Source organism: Paenibacillus sp. UNC496MF (assembly GCF_900113915.1).
Lineage (GTDB): Bacteria > Bacillota > Bacilli > Paenibacillales > Paenibacillaceae > Paenibacillus_Z > Paenibacillus_Z artemisiicola.
In genome coordinates, this window is sequence record NZ_FORE01000004.1 from 410453 (window position 1) to 428361 (window position 17909).

Here is a 17909-nt window from a genome sequence, read left to right on the forward strand (position 1 = left end):
AGGGCGGCGCCGAAGAAAGCGCCGTCCTCTCTCCATGCAGCGGGGGGGACGGACTCAATCCCGGCTCTCGATCGCGAGCAGCAGTCCTTGCTTGATCGCGATCGTGCCCGCGTCGCCGGTCAGCTTGTTGCTGATGCCGATCGATTGGCCGATCTCGATCGTCGCGTCCGCAAGGGGATAGAGGAAGCCGGTCAGCGTGATGCCGGTCACCGTTTCCGTAAGCGGCAGCAGCGAGACGTACGGGTAGCCTTCGTCCGCGATCCGCAGCGACCCCGACACGAGCCGGATGCGGTTGTGCTCGTCCTCGAGGCAGGCCGGGACGCCTTCGCGCGCCGCGAAACGAAGCAGGTGCACGTTCGCGAGCGTATGGTCGAAGCGGGTGCCGATGCCGCCCACGAGGACGATCTCCTTCGGGCGCTTGGCGACGGCCAGCCGCCAGGCGAGCTCCGTATCCGTATAGTCCTTGTCCACGGGATCGTATTCCCGCGTCTCGGCGCTGGCTGCGCGGACGAGCGCGAGCTCCTCCGGAGTGACGGAATCGAAATCGCCGAGCGCGATGTCCGGCCGGATGCCGCGCCGCGCGAGGAACAGCGCGCCGGCGTCCGCGCCGATGACGAAATCGTCCGGTCCGATCAGCGGAAGCGCCCAGCCTCCGAGCCGGCCTCCCGTCACGATCACAATGCGTCTGTCGTTCATAGCGCGAAGAAACCGCCTTTCAAGAAAAGGTTCGGATCAGATGTACGGATCCGTCATGCAGGTGCAGCTGGTCAGTTTCGTATTCGAATCCGTGCGCGGATTCCTATTCGGATCCGCATTCAGATCTGTAATCCGGATCGATGTTGGGGCTCGGATCCGTCCCGAAGCCGATTCATAAATAGCCGCGATGGCTGCTTAGCCAAGTATACGTTCGTCCGCCGTCGTTTGCCAACCGTCCGCCTTCCGATACTTGCGTGCAATTACCGCTTGAAGATTCCATTCGCCGCGGCTAAAATGAGAAAGGATTATCGAAGAATAGGTCGGAACCGGCGGAGGCATCATGAGATGAATGCAGCGATGAATATGGACATCTTCACGGTCTTCAGCATTATCGGCACGATCGCGTTCGCGGTGAGCGGCGCGATCGTGGCGATGGAAGAAGAATACGATATTCTGGGCGTCTACGTGCTCGGCCTCGTGACCGCGTTCGGCGGCGGCGTGATCCGCAATCTCTTGATCGGCGTTCCGATCACGACGATCTGGACGCAGGGCATGCTGCTCAAAACCGCGGTGATCGCGATGACCGTCGCGTTCGTCCTTCCCTTGAAATGGATTCGGACCTGGAAGAAGAGCGAAGCGTTCTTCGACGCGATCGGGCTGTCCGCCTTCGCGATCCAAGGCGCGCTATACGCGACGGGCAAATACCCGCTCAGCGCGGTCATCGTGGCCGCGATGCTGACGGGGATCGGCGGCGGCATGATCCGCGACGTGCTGGCCGGGCGGAAGCCGCTCGTGCTTCGCGACGAGATTTACGCGGTCTGGGCGATGAGCGCGGGCGCCGCGATCGGACTCGGCTGGTTCCGTTCGCCGGTGGAGCTGCTGATTCTGTTCGCGATCGTCATCCTGTTCCGAATGCTCTCGGTGCATTACGGATGGCGGCTGCCGCGGCGGTCGCTGAAATACGCGTTGTCGCAATCGGTATTCGCGGAAGAGGAACGGACTGCGGCGAAGAACGAGCATAAGGAAGGGGTAGGGCTTTGATTCGGGTTTTGTTTGTATGTCTCGGCAACATCTGCCGGTCGCCGATGGCGGAGGCGGTGTTCCGGAACCTGGTGAAGACCAGGGAATTGGGGGACCGGATCGAGGTCGATTCCGCCGGCACGGGGGACTGGCATCTGTGCAAGCCGCCGCATGAAGGCACGCGCGCCCTGCTCGACCGGCACGGGATTTCGTACGAGGGCATCCGGGCCAGGCAGGTGCTGCTGGACGATTTCAACCGGTTCGACTACATCGTCTGCATGGACGCCAACAACGAACGCGACGTGCGGGCCGTCTTCGGAAGCAAGGCGGACGGCAACGCGAAGGTGTTCCGGTTCATGGATCTGCTGCCGGAGAAAGAAAGCAAGGACGTGCCGGACCCGTATTACACCGGCAATTTCGACGAGGTGTACGAGCTGGTCGCGGAAGGCTGCGAGCGGCTGCTGGACCGCATCCGCCGCGCGCATCCCGACAAGGCGTAACCGGGGCGACGCGCGGACCGCAGCGGCTTATATGAACCAAAAAAACCGTAAGCTCCCGGCCGGGACGCTTACGGTTTTTTGGTGTTTCAATCGCCAAACGGGCAGGGAGGTCCTCAGCTTTCCGAACGCAGGAACGTGCGCAGCGCGTCCGGGAGGAATCGCTGCCAGAAGCCCCAGACGTGGTCGCCGTCGTGCTCGCCGTAGACCGTCGACGCGCCTTTGCTTTCGAGAATGCGCCGCATGTCGCGGTTAAGCGCGACGAAATCGAAGACGCCGAGATCGGATTTGAACGCCGTCTCCTGCAGGCCGACGATCATGAACAGCGAGAGCGCGCTCAGATCGCCCGCGGCTTCGACGATTTTGCGCGCCTCGGGATAAAAGGCGCCGGACAAGGCAATAATTTGATGGAACAAATTGGGATACGCGAGCGCGAGCAGCACGCTGACGGACCCGCCGAGCGAGTCCCCGGCGAGAATCCGCGACTCCGATTCGCTTCGGATCGGATATTTATCTTCTATAAAGGGGATCAGCTCTTCGCCGAAAAAGGAGAAGTAAGCCCGGTGGCGAGCGCCTTCCGGCGCGTATTCGGCCGTGCGATGGGCGAGATCCACGTCGACGCCGACGATGATGAACGGCTCCGTGCCTTCGTCGAGAATCATCTGGTTGGCGATCGTCGCGATCCGTCCGAAATTGAAAAACTGCTCGCCGTCTTGGCAGTAGACGACGGGATAGCTGAGCAGCTCGTTGTAGCCCGGGGGCAAATAGACGCGAAGATTGCGGGAGCCTTCCGGCAAAAAGCGGCTGGCGACGACTTCTTTCACGATCGTTCGTTTTAAATAGCGTTCGTCCGTCATGGGGAGAAACTCCTTTCGATTGTAGCTCGATGCAGCCCGAATGCAGCTCGTGTCTAGCTCGTTTGCAGCGCGATTTTTGTTGCATGGTTTGGCGGCCGTTAGGGTAAACAAAAGGGAGGCGTACCACGCTTGGCCACGGGTTTTCCAAGCCGTTGTATTATGCTGTACTACCAAAGTTTAATAGCTGTTACATATACAATTTGACAGGATAATAGATATTTTGTTGCCGACTACAGCGGAATTTAGTGCTTTATGCTTTGACCATATCGGTTAAACAGGTTTATAATCATTCTATAACAGAGCTTCGCGTTTTTTCAAATATTTAACTGAGGTGAACAATATGAGCAAGTTGCCTTACGAAGTTCATTCGGAACCGGTTACGCCGCTTTCCGTCTTGTCTCCCGAGGGAGAAGTCGTAAACGAGGCTTATATGCCGAAACTTAGCGACGAGCAATTGAAAGAAATCATGTACCGCATGGTATTTACCCGCACATGGGATGAGCGCGCCGTCAACCTCGGCCGCCAAGGCCGTCTCGGCTTCTACGCGCCGGTATCCGGCCAAGAAGCGTCCATGGTGGGCAGCGAATACGCCCTGAACAAAGACGACTTCGTCTGCCCGGGCTACCGCGACATGCCGCAGATCGTATGGCACGGACTTCCGTTGTACCAGGCGTTCTTGTATTCCCGCGGCCACCAGCACGGCGGCCAAGTGCCGGAAGGCGTACACGTTCTCATGCCGCAAATCATCATCGGCGCGCAAATTTTGCACGCGACGGGCGTCGCGATGGCATTCAAGAAAAAAGGCGAGAAGCGCGTCGCCATTACGTACACGGGCGACGGCGGTTCCTCCGAGGGCGATTTCTACGAAGGCTTGAACTTCGCGGGCGCTTTCAAGCTTCCGGTCATTTACGTGGTTCAAAACAACGGCTACGCGATCACGACGCCGTTCGCCAAGCAAACGGCGGCGCAATCCATCGCGCATAAAGCGCTGGCTGCCGGCGTTCGCGGCGTGCAGGTCGACGGCATGGACGTCCTGGCCGTCATCAAAGCGGTATCCGAAGCGGCGGAACGCGGCCGCAACGGCGAAGGCGCGACGCTGATCGAGATGCTCACGTACCGGTTCCGCCCCCACTCCATGGCGGACGACACGTCGAAATACCGCACGAAGGACGAAGAAGGCGAATGGAGCCTGAAGGATCCGATCACGCGCTTCGCCAAATTCCTCGAGAAGAAAGGCCTGTGGACGGAAGAAGACACGGCCCGCGTGAAAGAGGAAGCGAAAGCGGCCGTCAACGAGAACATCAAAAAAGCCGAAGCGACGGAAAAAATGACGGTTTCGGGCCTGATCGACTCCATGTTCGAAACGACGCCGGCTTACCTGGAAGCGCAAAAAGCCGATTTTCAATAATGGGATGAATAGAGAAGCAAGCTAAGGAGGAACTCGCGACAATGGCTCAAATGAATATGAAAGAAGCGATCCGCGACGCGATGCGCGTGGAGCTCAAGAACGATCCGAACGTAATCGTCTTCGGTGAAGATGTCGGCAAAGTCGGCGGCGTCTTCCGGGCAACGGAAGGGCTGCAAGGGGAATTCGGCGAAGAACGCGTATTCGACACGCCGCTGGCGGAATCCGCGATCGCCGGCATGGCGGTCGGCATGGGGATCCAAGGCTTCCGGCCGGTAGCCGAAATCCAGTTCGTCGGCTTCATCTACGAAGCCCTTGACCAAATGTTCGTCCAAGCGGCGCGCATGCGCTACCGCTCCGGCGGCCGTTACAACTCGCCGATCGTGTTCCGCACGCCGTTCGGCGGCGGCGTCAAAGCGGCCGAGCTGCACACGGATTCGCTGGAAGGCCTCGCGATCCAAACGCCGGGCATCAAGGTCATCGTGCCTTCGAACCCGTACGACGCGAAAGGCCTGCTCATCTCGGCGATCCGCGACAACGATCCGGTGTTCTTCATGGAGCACTTGAACCTGTATCACGCGTTCCGCGCGGACGTGCCGGAAGAGGCGTACACGGTCGAGATCGGCAAAGCGAACGTCGTCCGCGAAGGCGCCGACGTCACCATCATCGCTTACGGCTTGATGGTGCACACGGCGCAGAAAGCGGCCGACGAACTCGAGAAGAACGGCGTGAAAGCCGAGGTCATCGACCTGCGCACGCTGCTGCCGCTCGACATCGAGACGATCGTCAAGTCGATCCAAAAAACGAACCGCGCCATCGTCGTGCAGGAAGCGCAGAAGACGTCCGGCGCCGCTGCCGAAATCATCGCGCAAATCAACGAACACGCCATCCTTCACCTGGAAGCGCCCGTGCTCCGCGTTGCGGGTCCGGATACCGTATATCCGTTCGCGCAAATCGAAGACGCTTGGCTTCCGAACGTTGACCGCATCGTGAAGGCCGCGAACCAAGTTCTGAACTTTTAAGCACCGCTAGACGACAATTGGGCAGGTTGTGAGACCTGAAAGGAGGTCACGGGACGTGGCAAAGTTTGAATATCGTTTCCCGGAGCTGGGCGAAGGCTTGCATGAAGGCGAAATCGTCAAAATGCACATCAAGCCCGGCGATACGGTGACGGATGAAGATATCATCATGGAAGTGCAAAACGACAAGGCGATCGTCGAGGTTCCTTGTCCTGTGAACGGCAAAGTGCTCGAAGTTCTCGTGAAGGACGGACAAGTTTGCCACGTTGGCGATATCGTCGCCGTCATCGATGCCGAAGGCGAAGTGCCTGAGCAGGCGGCGCCGGCGGGCGGCGGCCAAAGCGAACCGGCTCCTGCAGCGGAAGCGCCGAAGGCGGAAGCCCCGGCCGCGCCGAAGGCGGAAGCTCCTGCCGCGCCGGCAGCTCCGGCGGCTTCGAAACCGGCCGGCGGCCTCGTGCTGGCGACTCCGAGCGTGCGCAAGTTCGCCCGCGAGCAAGGCGTCGACATCGCGAACGTAGCCGGTTCCGGCAAGAACGGCCGCATCACCCGCGAAGACGTCTCGTCGTTCGCGTCGGGCGGCGGCACGGCGGCAAGCGCTCCGGCTGCCCAAGAAGCGGCGGCGGCTCCGGCCGAGTCCAAAGCGGCTCCGGCAGCGGCCGTGTCCGTCGGCGACCGCGCCGAAGAGCGCGTGCCGTTCAAAGGCATCCGCAAGGCAATCGCGAACGCGATGGTCAAATCCGTGTATACCGCTCCGCACGTCACGATCATGGACGAAGTGGACGTGACGGCGCTCGTCGAGCTCCGCACGAAAGCGAAGCCGCTCGCCGAGAAGAAAGGCGTGAAGCTGACCTACCTGCCGTTCATCGTGAAGGCGCTGGTCGCGGCATGCCGCCAGTTCCCGATCATGAACGCGATGCTCGACGAAGAGAAGCAGGAGATCGTCTACAAGAAGTACTACAACATCGGCATCGCGACCGATACCGACAACGGTCTCGTCGTACCGGTCATCCCGGACGCGGACCGCAAGAACGTCTGGATGGTCGCCGACGCGATTCGCGACCTCGCGGTCAAAGCGCGCGACGGCAAGCTGAGCGTGCAAGAGATGCGCGGCAGCACGATCAGCATCACGAACATCGGTTCCGCGGGCGGCATGTTCTTCACGCCGGTCATCAACTTCCCTGAAGTGGCGATCCTGGGCACGGGACGCATTTCCGAGAAGCCGGTCGTCAAGAACGGCGAAATCGTCGCCGGTTCCGTCATGGCCTTGTCCCTCAGCTTCGACCACCGTCTGATTGACGGCGCGACAGCTCAAAACTTCATGAATTACATCAAACAGCTGCTTGCTGATCCGCAATTACTAGTAATGGAGGTTTAAAAACCATGGTCGTAGGTGACGCTTCACTCGATATCGATTTGCTCGTCGTAGGCGCGGGACCGGGGGGCTACGTCGCGGCGATCCGCGCGGCCCAGCTCGGTCAGAACGTGCTGGTCGTCGATAAACAATACGTAGGCGGCGTGTGCTTGAACGTCGGATGCATTCCGTCCAAAGCGCTGATCTCCGCTTCCCATCAATACGAATCCATCAGCCACGCGTCCGATTTCGGCATCACGGCTTCCGACGTGAAGGTCGAATGGAGCAAGGTGCAGGAGTTCAAGAACGGCGTCGTCAAGAAATTGACGGGCGGCGTCGCTTCGCTCCTCAAGGCGAACAAGATCCAATATTTCGCCGGCGAAGTCATGTTCATCAACGAAAACGAAGCGCGCGTCTTCAACGATCAAGAAGCGCCGCGCTACCGCTTCAAAAACTGCATCATCGCGACGGGTTCCCGTCCGATCGAGCTGAAAGCATTCCCGTACGGCGGCCGCATCGTGTCCTCGACCGAAGCGCTGTCGCTGCCGGAAATCCCGAAGAGCCTCGTCGTCATCGGCGGCGGCTACATCGGCATCGAGCTCGGCCAAATGTATTCGAAGTTCGGTACGCAAGTGACGATCATCGAAGGCTCCGACACCATCCTGCCGGGCTTCGATTCCGACATGTCCTCGCTCGTGGCGAAGAAGCTGAAAGGCGCGAAAGCGGAAATCGTGACCGGCGCCCAAGCGAAGAGCGCGGAGCAAACGGACAAGGACGTTACCGTTACGTACACGGTTAACGGCGAAGACAAGCAAGTGAAGGCGGACTACCTGCTCGTGACCGTCGGCCGCCGCCCGAACACGGACGGCGAGCTCGGCCTCGACCTGATCAACCTGAAGATGACCGACCGCGGCCTCGTCGAAGTCGACGACCAATGCCGGACGAGCATTCCGCATATTTACGCGATCGGCGACATCATTCCGGGTCCCGCGCTCGCGCACAAAGCGATGTACGAAGGCCGCGTAGCGGCTGAAGCCATCGCCGGGCAGCCGAGCAAGATCGACTACAAGTGCATCCCGCTCGTCGTGTTCTCCGATCCGGAGTGCTCGAGCGTCGGCTACAGCGAGAAGGAAGCGAAGGAAAAAGGCTACAACGTCAAAGTGGGCAAATTCCCGTTCAACATCAACGGCCGCGCCTTGTCGCTCGGCGTGAACGAGGGCTTCGTCAAAATCATCGCGGACGCGGACAACGGTCTCGTGCTCGGCGCGCAAATCGCCGGCATCGAAGCGTCCAACATGATCGCGGAGCTGGGCCTGGCCATCGAGATGGGCGCAACGCTTGAAGACATCGCCCTGACGATCCACGCGCATCCGACGCTTGGCGAGATCGTGCTCGACGCCGTCGAAGTGGCGCTCGGCCATCCGATCCACGCGATCGCGAAGAAGTAAGCATCGCCTTGCGCGATATTCACATACAATAGCGTGACAAGCGCGTAGAGGTCCCGCCGCAGTCGTTCTGCAGGCGGGCCTCTTTTTACATAATGACGCAGCCGAACGCCGCTTCGGCCGACTCCGCGGATAGGAAGGGATAGGCAAAATGACCACGAACGCCAAATCGACGCGGGAATCGCGTTCGACGATGATGCAGCTCATTTTTCCGCTGGACGCGAATTACCACGGCACGATGTTCGGCGGCAAAGTCATGGAGTACATGGACAAAATCGCGGCCATCGCCGCCATGCGCCATGCGCGCGGGCCGGTGGTGACCGCTTCCACGGACAGCCTCGACTTCGTCGCGCCGATCCGCGTCGGCGACATGATCGATGTGGAGGCGTTCGTCGCGTGGACGCATCGGAGCTCGATGGAAGTATACGTCAAGGTCGAGACCGAGAACGTCTATACGGGCGAGCGGAAGACGGCGGTCACCGCGTTCTTCACGTTCGTCGCGCTCGACGACGCCGGGAAGCCGAAGCCGGTGCCGGCCATCGTTCCGGAAACGGACGAGGAGGCCGAGCTGCACCGCACGGCTCCGGATCGCTATGAACTTCGCATGCAGCGAAAGCGGGACAGATCCGACATAAAGTGATAAAATAGTAGAAATACCATTGCGGCCGCGGCCGCAATGAGCGGGAGTGGAACGACGTTGAGCACGAGCGAACGGCAATACCTGGACCTGCTTCGGCATGTCCTGAAGCACGGCGCGAAGAAGGAGGACCGGACCGGAACGGGAACGTTATCGGTATTCGGCTACCAGATGCGCTTCGATTTGCAGGCGGGCTTTCCCCTTCTGACGACCAAGCGCGTGCCGCTGCGGCTGATCGCGAGCGAGCTGCTCTGGTTCATGAAGGGCGATACGAACATCCGCTATCTGCTGCAGCACAACAATCATATCTGGAACGAATGGGCGTTCAAAAAATGGGTGGAAAGCGACGCTTACGCCGGCCCGGACATGACGAACTTCGGCCTGCGCTCGCAGACCGATGAAGCGTTCGCGCAGCAGTACCGGGAACAGGAGGCGCTCTTCGTCGAGCGGATCTTGAACGACGACGCGTTCGCAGCCGAATTCGGCGACCTGGGGAACGTCTACGGCAAGCAGTGGCGCAGCTGGCAGACGTCGCAGGGCGAGACGATCGACCAGCTGAAGAACGTGATCGCGGAGATCAAGCGCAATCCCGATTCGCGGCGCCTTATCGTCACGGCGTGGTCGCCGGAAGACGCGACGCCGCAGCGTTCCGCGCTGCCGCCATGCCACACGCTGTTCCAGTTCTACGTGGCGGACGGCAAGCTGTCCTGCCAGCTGTACCAGCGCAGCGGCGACATTTTCCTCGGCATTCCGTTCAATATCGCCAGCTATGCGCTGCTGACGCATATGATCGCGCAGGAATGCGGCCTCGCGGTCGGGGAGTTCGTGCATACGATCGGCGATGCCCATATTTATTCGAACCACCTGACGCAGATCGACGTGCAGCTGGCCCGCGAGCCGCGGCCGCTTCCGGCGCTGAAGCTGAATCCGGACGTGGCGTCCGTCTTCGATTTCGAGGTCGGGGACATTACGGTCGACGGCTACGATCCGCATCCTTCCATTAAAGCGCCCGTGGCCGTATAGCCATACCAGAGAAAAAGGGGGGATCAGCCATGACGATTACGATGATCGCCGCGATGGCCCACGACCGCATCATCGGCGCGGATAACGCGATGCCGTGGCATCTGCCGGCCGAGATGGGCCATTTCCGGCGCTCGACGACCGGCAAAACCGTCGTGATGGGCAGGAAGACGTTCGAATCGTTCGGCGGACCGCTCAAGAACCGGCGCAACGCGGTCCTGACGCGCAGCGAGTCGTACCGTCCCGAAGGCGCGGAGACGGTCCATTCCGTCGCAGAGGCGCTCGCGCGCTACGCGGGGGAAGACGAGCTGATAATCATCGGGGGCGCGGAAATTTACGCGCAATTTCTGCCGCACGCGGATAAAATGTTCTTGACGGAAGTCGACGCGACCGTCGCAGGGGATACGCGGTTCCCCGAATTCGACGCGTCGGAATGGCAGGTCGCGAGCCGCGAATTTCATGCCAAAGACGAGAAAAACGCGTATGATTTCACCATCGTCACCTATGTAAGGACGAAGCCCGAACGCTGAACGGTACCGTAGGAAACGTCGAACATTATGTACGAAAGTGCAAATGATTGTACGGAAAATCCATTACATGCCGTAGGCCTTATTGCTACGATATTCTAAATAGTTTTGGGAAAGTTTGATATTGAATCATGGCGGATTTCCCGATATAGTTTTGAGAGAGAAGACGAACATTCGGTAATGGGAAAATGGATGGAGGAAAGCGATCATGTCGACACCTACTGGATTTATGGACTACAAGCGCGAATTGCCGGCCGACCGCGACCCGCTGGAGCGGATCAAGGATTGGAATGAATTTCATAAGCATTTCAGCGAAGATCAATTGCGGACGCAAGGCGCGCGCTGCATGGATTGCGGCACGCCGTATTGCCATACGGGCATCGAGCTTCCCGGCGGCACGTCCGGCTGCCCGGTCAACAACCTGATTCCGGAATGGAATAATCTCATCTACCGCGGCTTGTGGCGAGAGGCGCTCGACCGTCTGCACAAGACGAACAATTTCCCTGAATTTACCGGTCGCGTCTGCCCGGCTCCGTGCGAAGGCTCCTGTACCGTCGGCCTGATCGGCGACGCCGTCACGATCAAGACGATCGAATCGGCGATCATCGACAAAGGCTTCGAAGAAGGCTGGGTCGTTCCGCAGCCGCCGCACATGCGCACGGGCAAGAAAGTCGCCGTCGTCGGCTCGGGCCCCGCTGGCTTGGCTACGGCCGCGCAACTGAACAAAGCCGGCCACACGGTCACGGTGTACGAGCGTGCCGACCGCATCGGCGGACTGCTCACGTACGGCATCCCGACCATGAAGCTCGACAAGAAAGTCGTGCAGCGCCGCGTCGACCTGCTTGAAGCCGAAGGCATCAACTTCGTGACGAATGCCGAAGTCGGCGTGAACGTGCCGGCGGAGCAGCTTATGAACGAATTCGACGCGGTCGTGCTCTGCGGCGGCGCGACGAAGGCGCGCGACGTGGAGATCGAGGGACGCGACTTGAAAGGCGTCCATCTCGCGATGGACTACCTGAACGGCACGATCAAGAGCTACCTGGATTCCAACCTGGAAGACGGCAACTATATCGACGCGGCCGGCAAGGACGTCATCGTCATCGGCGGCGGCGACACGGGCACCGACTGCGTGGCTACGGCGCTTCGCCACGGCTGCAGCTCCGTTACCCAGTTCGGCACGCACGCGAAAGCGCCGCTGACGCGCGACAACGAGAAGAACCCGTGGCCGCAATTCCCGAACGTCTATACGCTCGATTACGCGCAAGAGGAAGCTCGCGCGCTGTACGGCGAAGATCCGCGCGCCTTCTCCGTCTTGACGAAGAAATTCGTCGGCGACGAGAACGGCAACGTGAAAGAGCTGCACACGGTGCAAATCGAACGTACGGTCGACGAGACCGGACGTAAAATCTACAAAGAAATTCCGGGCACCGAGAAAGTATGGAAAGCGGATATCGTCCTCATCGCCGTCGGCTTCGAAGGACCGGAAAACACGCTGATCCAGAAGCTCGGCGTGGAGCAGGACCGCCGTTCCAACGTCAAAGCGGCGTACGGCAAATACAACACGAACGTCGAGAAAGTATTCGCCGCCGGCGACATGCGCCGCGGACAAAGCCTGGTCGTATGGGCGATCAACGAAGGCCGCGAAGCGGCGCGCGAAGTCGACCGTTATTTGATGGGCACGACGATGCTCCCTTAAGCCCATTCTTCACAAGCCTATCCACCCAAAGCGCCTACGGGCGCTTTTATTTCGTTCATGCCGTTCGAGAGGAGCAGACCTATGATTCAGTACGGTTCCGATACCGTTACGCACCTGAAATTCCGCTCGTTCGCGCCGCGTCTGGAACGCCGCGATGCCCAATGGATCGACATCGAGCTGGCGGTCGACGTCGACCCCGCCACGCCGGTCCCGTCCGAGCTCGCGGAGCTGACGGCGCTCGTCATCTGCACGCACGGCGGCGTCATCGCCCAGATCGTCCCTTTGGATGAAGGGACGGACTGCGAGTTTCAATTTACGGCGGACGAGAAGGATCAAATTCGCGCGTATATCGAAAGCGAAGCGATGCAGCATGCGATCGCAAATCTAGCGCGCGGCGAAGTCTAGCTGTGGTACTATATTCCTGAGAGCCATGGTGATCAGGAGGCGATGTCATGTACGGCCAAGCCGCAGGCGTGCTCACGAACGCCGATATTCGCAAGCTCCGCCATTATGTCCAGCACAAGCACGGCGATCTTCCGAACGAACGCCGGGCCGAAATCGTCGCGGACGCCATGCAGCGCATCGTGCTGCGCCAGCTGCCGGACTTTCCGGAGGACGCGAAGCACACGGTCATGCGGGCGCTGATTCGCGACGTCGTGGCCGGCAAAGCGCTGCCGGTCAATGAAGGCTTGATTTACGAGGCGTGCATGCAGCTCGATACGGAGCTGCCCGAGCTGCTGCGGCCGCTGCATGCTTGGTGCGAGAAGCGCGCGGGCTTCGCGATCGATCCGGCGCGGTTTCGGGATGCGCTGGCCGAAAGCCGAGTCATCGCGGCGTCGCCGGAGCTCGGGCTGTCGGCATGGGACGCGGTCGTCGGCGCGGCCGGCCTGCGCGACAGCGGCCGATTCGTCCCGCGCGGCGCGTTCGCGGCGGAAGCGCTGCCGGCACGGCTGCCCGAGCCGGTGCGGCTGCCTGCGCGAAAGGCGGCAAAGCTGCCTTCGGGCGCCTATTTGGCCATGTCGCTCGCGCTGTGCGCGGCCATGCTCGGCTACGGCTGGTGGTCGCTTCGTCCGGTGCCGGCCGAAATCGAGCAGCCGCGGACGATCGTGCGGATCTCGGCGCCGACGCCGCCGATCGTCAAGCAGAAGAACGCGCTGCCCGCGGAGCTGCGGTACGCCGAAATCAACCGGGAACGGCTCGTGCGGTATTTGCGGGGCAAATCGTCGCTGCTGGCGGACGAGCCGTATTTGAGCGCGATCCTGCATGCCGCGAAGGAGCACGACATTCATCCGCTGCTCTTGTTCGCCATTACCGGGCAGGAGCAGGCCTTCGTGCCGAAGACGGCCAAGAACGCCGCCAAGATCGCGAACAATCCGTTCAACGTCTTCTATAGCTGGAAAGCGTTCAATACGACGATCGCCGAATCGGCCCGCATCGCGGGCAATACGATCAACCGGCTCAGCTTCGACCGGCCGGAGCGCGTCGACGCGGTCACGTGGATCAACCGCGAATACGCGGAGGATCCCAATTGGTCGAAAGGCGTGAACAGCCTGTTCAACGCGATGCTGACGCAAATCACGGCGGACTCGAAACGCTGAAGAAGAGGGATAGTCCTGAAAACATTAATCATAGCCGAAAAACCCGACATGGGCCGTACCATCGCCGCCGTCGTGGAACCGCGGGCGCAGAACAAGCGCACGTATTTGGAAGGCGAGCGGTATATCATCACCTGGGCGATCGGTCATCTGGTCGGCTTGGCCGAACCGGATCAATACGACCCGAAATATAAACGGTGGAATGAGGCGGATCTTCCGATCATCCCCGATCGCTTCAAGCTATGGCCGAACGCGCGGACAAAGGATCAGCTGAAGACGATCGGCGAGCTGTCGAAGCGGTGCGGCCGGCTGGTCAACGCCTGCGACGCCGGGCGCGAAGGCCAGCTGATCTTCCATCTCATCCGGCAATACCTGAAGCTTCCGCAGCCGACGGACCGGCTGTGGATTTCCGACTTGACGCCGGAGACGATACGCCGCGGCTTCGACGGCCTGCGCAGCGACACGGACTTCGACGATTTGACGCGCGCCGCGCGCGCCAGGAGCGAAGCGGATTGGCTCGTGGGCATGAACGCCTCCCGCGCGTTCACGATCCGCCACAAGGCGCTGCTGTCCGTCGGACGCGTGCAGACGCCGGTGCTCGCGCTGTTGTACGACCGCCATAAGGAAATTACGGCGTTCAACAGCGAGACGTACTTTATCGTGCAGGCAGCCTTCACCCAGGATGACTTCGGCTACAAGGGCATCTGGCAGGGCGACCGGATTACGAAGCGCGAGGAGGCGGAGAAGCTCGCGGATAAGGTGAAGGGCAAGCCCGGCGCCATCGTCAGTTACACCGTCAACGAGTCGAAGGAATACCCGTACCGTCTCTATGACTTGACGCTGCTGCAGCGCGAGGCGAACGGCCGCTACGGTTATCCGGCGAAAAAGACGCTGGATATCGCGCAGTCGCTTTACGAGAAGCACAAGGTCATCACATACCCGCGGACGAGCTCCAACTACGTGACGGAAGAGAACATTCCCGTCATGGGCAGCGTGCTTAACATGCTGAAGGGGACCGCGTACGCGGATCTCGCGAACGGCGCCGACCGGAACCGCGTGCATAAAGGTAACCGGGCGGTATGCAACCCGCCCAAGGTCGAGGACCATCATGCGATCCTGCCGACGCCGAAGAAGCCGGGGACGTTAAGCACGGAAGAGCAGAACATCTACGACATGATCGTGCGCCGCTTCCTGTCGCATTATTATCCGCCGGCCGTCTACAACAATCACGAAGTCATCACGGAGATCGAAGGCGAGACCTTCCGCACGCGGGCCAAGGAACAGCTGGAGCTCGGATGGCGCGTCGTGCTGGAGCAGACGGAAGCGAACGCGGCCAAAGGGAAGGGCAAAGGCAAGAAGAAGGACGACGACGCGTCGGCGGCGGTCGAAGGCGACGAAGATCTGGTCGAGACCGATCGCCCGTTCTCGGTCGATGCCGACCGGCCCGTCCGCTGCGACGACGCGGCGGCCGTCGAGAAGGAGACGAAGCCGCCGAAGCCCTATACGGAAGGCACCCTGCTGAAGGCGATGGAAAGCGCGGGCAAAGCGATCGAGGACGAAGAGCTTCGCGATGCGATGAAGCAGACCGGGCTCGGTACGCCGGCTACCCGCGCCGCCACGATCGAACGGCTGAAGCAGGTCGGATACATCACGTCCGCGGGCAAGCGGCTCGACATTACGACGAAGGGCTGTACCGCGATCGAGCTCATTCGCGGCGCGGGCGTCGAGCTGCTGGCCTCGCCGGAAATGACCGGCCGCTGGGAGCAGCGGCTGCATCAAATCTCCAAAGGCGAAGCGTCGGACGAGCAGTTCATCGCCAAGGTGAAGCAATTCGCGGAGATGATCGTGGGGAAGGTGAAGCAGCAGCAGCAGGCGCCCGCGAGTCTGTTCGACGAACCGGACGGCGGCGGCAAGCGCGGGGCGAAAGGGAAGGGCCGCGGAGCCGCGGCATCGGCGCGGAAAGCGGGCGGGACGGCGCCGCGCGCCGGTACCCGGTCGCGAGGAGCGGCGGCTGCCGATTCGGCGCCGGTCGCTTCCCGCGCCCGCGCGTCCGCCCGCAAGGGCACGAGCGATAGCGGACGCATGCTCGCCGCCCCGGTCGAAGCGGCCCCGGCTTCGCGCGCCAAGGCGCCGGCCGCAGCGTCCCGCCCGAAGACGGAGGGGCGCGCGGCTAAGCCGGCTCCGGCGAACAGCGAAGGCTCAGCCGGCTCGCGCGGCACGATCGCGCCATGCCCGAGACCGGGCTGCGGCGGTCAGCTCATCGAGGGCAAGCGCGGGTATGGCTGCCTGCGCTTCCGGGAAGGCTGCAGCTTCGTCATCTGGAAGGAACAGCAGGGGAAGCACGTGACGCCGGCTATGGCCAAAGCGCTGGCGGAGAACGGCGTCACGCGGAAGTCGACGTTCAAGCTCGCGAACGGCACGGCCGTCTCGGGAAAATGGACCTTGACCGACCCGGCCAAAGGCACGATCGCCTTTCAACCGGCAACCTAAAAAACAGGCTTGTCTTAAGCAAGAGCAGCGCGTGCTCCGGCTTAAGGCAAGCCTGTTTGCGTCTTACGCGTTCAGTGCGGACGTCCGTCAACGTAGTTCTTGATGCTGCCCGGAATTTGGTGGAGGTGACTCAGCGTGAAGAATGCGCCTTTCGGCTCCACGTCGATGCCGACGATATTATAAATCCACTCGGAATCGGTCTTCATATGGATGGCGTTAATGCCGGTCGTCAGCGCCGGGATAACGTCGGTACGAATGGAATTCCCGATCATCCAAGTGGCGTTCCGGTCGAACTGCCCTTCCCGGAGGATGCCCTCCATCGCTTCCGTGTTCTTCTTGGCGCGAACGTATATGCGTGGACCGAAATAGCGTTCCAGCTGCATTTGTTCGATTTTCTTCCGCTGGATGAGCAGCTCGCCGCCGGTATACAGGTGCAGCTCATGCCCTTGGGCGGATAGCTCGTACAACGTTTCTTCCATATTCGGATACGGCTCCGCTTGGAAGTCGTACACGCTGTGTCCGAGCTTCCAAAGGAAATCTTCCTCGGACGCGGATTTCGCGCGACCCAGCAAATCGGAGAAATGCCGGTACGTGTCAATGAAGGAACGCGGGAAGTGATCGCTCTTGAATCCTTCGAGCTGCACGCCGGCGATATCGACTTCCGTCTGTTTGTCGTGGATCTCCTGCTTCGTGACGCCATAGCCTCGGAACCAGTCGGTCATGCAATCGGTGAACTGGTCAATGACGAAGAAGAAGTATTTGTTGCAGTAAATAAGCGTATCATCGAGATCGAATAGAATGGTTTGTTTCATCTTAAGCACGGCTCCTTCCCCGGATGATTTCGCTGTAGATTCAATCTACCGCATCTTGGGATTCGCCGTCAAATCGAATAGCGCTGGGATGATTTACAAACCCTAAGGTCCGGAGGTGAGTGGGAAATGGTGCTGAACAAGAACGGCAAGCGGAACCGGAACGACGAGTCCGGCTTGAAGGAGTATTACGTCAGCCTGAAGCCGGAAAAAGCAGCCAATAGGCCGGCGAGCCTGAACGGCATTAACAAGCAGCTGCCGTAACCGAACGACGCGGCATAGCCGTCTTGATGAGGAAAGTCCCTAACGGAGGATAAAGGTCTCTATATGATGGAGGGCATGATGGAGGGCATGATGGCGATGACGTACGGCATGACGGAAGGTACGACGTACGGCATGACTAACGGCGTCCATCGGGAGGCCGGCCGTCATATAGAGACTCCGATAAACCGAATTGCCGCGCCTGCGCGATCACGCGTATTTTTTCATCTTGGCGGTCAAGTCCTGCTTGATGAACGCCAGTCTCTTCTTAACGTAGAAGTCGTAGCTGGCGCCTTTCAGATCGCGGGGGCTGATCACCTCATCCGCACTGTTGTCGATAATGGTCAACGCGCCGTTGGAATAGAACTTGAACGTCAAATCCCGGAACGGACGGTGGTTCTCGATAAAACGATAGTTTTCACAGTTTGTCATGATGGTCAGCCTCCTTACGGTATCTGAGGGATTAGAACATTTGTTCCTGTTTTGATTATAGCAAACATCTGTTCGTATGGAAACTATTATTTTTTTCCCTTACACTAGATTCATATGTAAGCCTTTTATCGCGAACGATTAACGAGATTAAG

At 60.2% G+C, this 17909-nt stretch carries 18 protein-coding genes; 14 read left to right on the forward strand and 4 right to left on the reverse strand.

Annotated elements, in window-relative coordinates; translation table 11 throughout:
- Positions 1-54: 54 nt before the first annotated feature.
- Positions 55-696 (reverse strand): thiamine diphosphokinase, encoded by a 642-nt coding sequence (locus BMZ79_RS01830; RefSeq protein WP_090636049.1) that lies wholly within the window; start codon positions 694-696, stop codon positions 55-57.
- A gap of 357 nt (positions 697-1053) precedes the next feature.
- On the opposite strand from BMZ79_RS01830, the gene BMZ79_RS01835 reads away from it, so the two are divergent.
- Positions 1054-1737 carry a trimeric intracellular cation channel family protein gene (locus tag BMZ79_RS01835; protein WP_240546285.1) on the forward strand — a complete coding sequence of 228 codons (684 nt, stop codon included), beginning with the start codon at positions 1054-1056 and terminating at the stop codon, positions 1735-1737.
- A complete protein-coding gene (locus tag BMZ79_RS01840; RefSeq protein ID WP_090636050.1) occupies positions 1734-2216 on the forward strand; it encodes a low molecular weight protein-tyrosine-phosphatase in 483 nt (160 codons plus the stop codon). Before BMZ79_RS01835 ends, BMZ79_RS01840 begins: the two co-directional genes overlap by 4 nt.
- A gap of 113 nt (positions 2217-2329) precedes the next feature.
- On the opposite strand, the gene BMZ79_RS01845 is transcribed toward BMZ79_RS01840, so the two are convergent.
- On the reverse strand, positions 2330-3070 hold the full coding sequence (locus BMZ79_RS01845) for an alpha/beta hydrolase (RefSeq protein WP_090636052.1): 741 nt from the start codon (positions 3068-3070) through the stop codon (positions 2330-2332).
- A 340-nt stretch (positions 3071-3410) separates the two neighbouring features.
- On the opposite strand from BMZ79_RS01845, the gene pdhA reads away from it, so the two are divergent.
- The 11 genes from pdhA to BMZ79_RS01900 all read left to right on the forward strand — a co-directional run bounded on the left by pdhA (position 3411) and on the right by BMZ79_RS01900 (position 16255).
- A complete protein-coding gene (gene pdhA / locus BMZ79_RS01850; protein ID WP_090636053.1) occupies positions 3411-4478 on the forward strand; it encodes a pyruvate dehydrogenase (acetyl-transferring) E1 component subunit alpha in 1068 nt (355 codons plus the stop codon).
- A 41-nt stretch (positions 4479-4519) separates the two neighbouring features.
- Entirely contained in the window at positions 4520-5497 is a 978-nt protein-coding gene (locus tag BMZ79_RS01855; RefSeq protein WP_090636055.1) for an alpha-ketoacid dehydrogenase subunit beta, read from the forward strand.
- Positions 5498-5552: 55 nt separating this feature from the next.
- Positions 5553-6869, forward strand: coding sequence for a dihydrolipoamide acetyltransferase family protein (locus BMZ79_RS01860; RefSeq protein WP_090636056.1), 1317 nt, complete (start codon positions 5553-5555; stop codon positions 6867-6869).
- 5 nt (positions 6870-6874) lie between these two features.
- Positions 6875-8293 carry a dihydrolipoyl dehydrogenase gene (lpdA, locus tag BMZ79_RS01865; RefSeq protein ID WP_090636058.1) on the forward strand — a complete coding sequence of 473 codons (1419 nt, stop codon included), beginning with the start codon at positions 6875-6877 and terminating at the stop codon, positions 8291-8293.
- 148 nt (positions 8294-8441) lie between these two features.
- Complete coding sequence (locus tag BMZ79_RS01870) at positions 8442-8930, forward strand: acyl-CoA thioesterase (protein ID WP_090636059.1); 489 nt, start codon at positions 8442-8444, stop codon at positions 8928-8930.
- A 36-nt stretch (positions 8931-8966) separates the two neighbouring features.
- The gene (locus BMZ79_RS01875) at positions 8967-9950 is read left to right on the forward strand and encodes a thymidylate synthase (RefSeq protein WP_371263615.1); all 984 of its coding nucleotides are present in this window, start codon (positions 8967-8969) and stop codon (positions 9948-9950) included.
- A gap of 29 nt (positions 9951-9979) precedes the next feature.
- Positions 9980-10477, forward strand: a complete 498-nt coding sequence (folA, locus tag BMZ79_RS01880) for a type 3 dihydrofolate reductase (protein WP_090636062.1) — start codon at positions 9980-9982, stop codon at positions 10475-10477.
- Positions 10478-10682: 205 nt separating this feature from the next.
- On the forward strand, positions 10683-12170 hold the full coding sequence (locus tag BMZ79_RS01885; protein ID WP_090636064.1) for a glutamate synthase subunit beta: 1488 nt from the start codon (positions 10683-10685) through the stop codon (positions 12168-12170).
- An 81-nt stretch (positions 12171-12251) separates the two neighbouring features.
- Complete coding sequence (locus tag BMZ79_RS01890; protein ID WP_090636065.1) at positions 12252-12575, forward strand: hypothetical protein; 324 nt, start codon at positions 12252-12254, stop codon at positions 12573-12575.
- A gap of 47 nt (positions 12576-12622) precedes the next feature.
- The gene (locus tag BMZ79_RS01895; protein ID WP_090636067.1) at positions 12623-13768 is read left to right on the forward strand and encodes a glucosaminidase domain-containing protein; all 1146 of its coding nucleotides are present in this window, start codon (positions 12623-12625) and stop codon (positions 13766-13768) included.
- Between the two features lie 15 nt (positions 13769-13783).
- A complete protein-coding gene (locus tag BMZ79_RS01900) occupies positions 13784-16255 on the forward strand; it encodes a DNA topoisomerase 3 (RefSeq protein ID WP_090636069.1) in 2472 nt (823 codons plus the stop codon).
- A gap of 71 nt (positions 16256-16326) precedes the next feature.
- On the opposite strand, the gene BMZ79_RS01905 is transcribed toward BMZ79_RS01900, so the two are convergent.
- Positions 16327-17067, reverse strand: coding sequence for an HAD family hydrolase (locus BMZ79_RS01905; protein WP_090636070.1), 741 nt, complete (start codon positions 17065-17067; stop codon positions 16327-16329).
- Positions 17068-17193: 126 nt separating this feature from the next.
- Between BMZ79_RS01905 and BMZ79_RS34960 the strand changes: the two genes are divergently transcribed.
- A complete protein-coding gene (locus BMZ79_RS34960; protein WP_256252509.1) occupies positions 17194-17328 on the forward strand; it encodes a hypothetical protein in 135 nt (44 codons plus the stop codon).
- A 207-nt stretch (positions 17329-17535) separates the two neighbouring features.
- On the opposite strand, the gene BMZ79_RS01910 is transcribed toward BMZ79_RS34960, so the two are convergent.
- A complete protein-coding gene (locus BMZ79_RS01910; protein WP_090636072.1) occupies positions 17536-17757 on the reverse strand; it encodes a hypothetical protein in 222 nt (73 codons plus the stop codon).
- Positions 17758-17909: the final 152 nt, after the last annotated feature.

Coding starts and splice junctions, on each gene's coding strand:
- BMZ79_RS01905 (WP_090636070.1), bottom strand. CDS start 17,067: ATGAAACAAACCATTCTATTCGATCTCGATGATACGCTTATTTACTGC.
- BMZ79_RS01910 (WP_090636072.1), bottom strand. CDS start 17,757: ATGACAAACTGTGAAAACTATCGTTTTATCGAGAACCACCGTCCGTTC.
- BMZ79_RS01875 (WP_371263615.1), top strand. CDS start 8,967: ATGAGCGGGAGTGGAACGACGTTGAGCACGAGCGAACGGCAATACCTG.
- lpdA (WP_090636058.1), top strand. CDS start 6,875: ATGGTCGTAGGTGACGCTTCACTCGATATCGATTTGCTCGTCGTAGGC.
- pdhA (WP_090636053.1), top strand. CDS start 3,411: ATGAGCAAGTTGCCTTACGAAGTTCATTCGGAACCGGTTACGCCGCTT.
- BMZ79_RS01830 (WP_090636049.1), bottom strand. CDS start 696: ATGAACGACAGACGCATTGTGATCGTGACGGGAGGCCGGCTCGGAGGC.
- folA (WP_090636062.1), top strand. CDS start 9,980: ATGACGATTACGATGATCGCCGCGATGGCCCACGACCGCATCATCGGC.
- BMZ79_RS01835 (WP_240546285.1), top strand. CDS start 1,054: ATGAATATGGACATCTTCACGGTCTTCAGCATTATCGGCACGATCGCG.
- BMZ79_RS01895 (WP_090636067.1), top strand. CDS start 12,623: ATGTACGGCCAAGCCGCAGGCGTGCTCACGAACGCCGATATTCGCAAG.
- BMZ79_RS01890 (WP_090636065.1), top strand. CDS start 12,252: ATGATTCAGTACGGTTCCGATACCGTTACGCACCTGAAATTCCGCTCG.
- BMZ79_RS01870 (WP_090636059.1), top strand. CDS start 8,442: ATGACCACGAACGCCAAATCGACGCGGGAATCGCGTTCGACGATGATG.
- BMZ79_RS01885 (WP_090636064.1), top strand. CDS start 10,683: ATGTCGACACCTACTGGATTTATGGACTACAAGCGCGAATTGCCGGCC.
- BMZ79_RS01845 (WP_090636052.1), bottom strand. CDS start 3,070: ATGACGGACGAACGCTATTTAAAACGAACGATCGTGAAAGAAGTCGTC.
- BMZ79_RS34960 (WP_256252509.1), top strand. CDS start 17,194: ATGGTGCTGAACAAGAACGGCAAGCGGAACCGGAACGACGAGTCCGGC.
- BMZ79_RS01855 (WP_090636055.1), top strand. CDS start 4,520: ATGGCTCAAATGAATATGAAAGAAGCGATCCGCGACGCGATGCGCGTG.